Here is a 430-nt window from a genome sequence, read left to right as displayed (position 1 = left end):
CTCGTTAAGTATCTTGTGCTGAGCACAATTACTAAAATATCAAAGCGCGTTTTTTTGCTTGTTATCTGTTTCTGTTTTCATATTTTTGCCAAATCTCTTTTCATTTTTGTAATCACATCAAGCAACGGAGGCACTTCGTTTAGGAGAACATCAAAAATTATATTGGCATCCACTTCAAAATAGTGATGTGCAATTATATCACGAAGCCCCATAATCTTACGCCAAGGAATAGACGGATACGCAGGCAGTAACTCTTTGTTGGAATGCTTGTCAAGATTTTTCACTTCTTCCCCTATGGCAAAAAGTCGCATATAGACACCGTCTAACATCAACATTCCTGACGGCGTAGTCAAAAAATCATCGCCCGTAGTAATGATTTCCGTACTTTCAACAAGCAGCAAAAGAGATTCTTCAATATGCTGCAGTGCTT

The 430-nt window shown here is 38.1% G+C and carries 1 protein-coding gene; it reads right to left on the bottom strand.

What is annotated here, in order from left to right; translation table 11 throughout:
• Positions 1-77 precede the first annotated feature (77 nt).
• On the bottom strand, positions 78-430 hold a 353-nt coding region (locus tag ASC50_RS04830; protein WP_226995406.1), incomplete at its 5' end, for a HepT-like ribonuclease domain-containing protein.

The organism is Candidatus Symbiothrix dinenymphae, from assembly GCF_001431085.1.
This window is presented reverse-complemented; position numbering and strand designations above follow the sequence as displayed.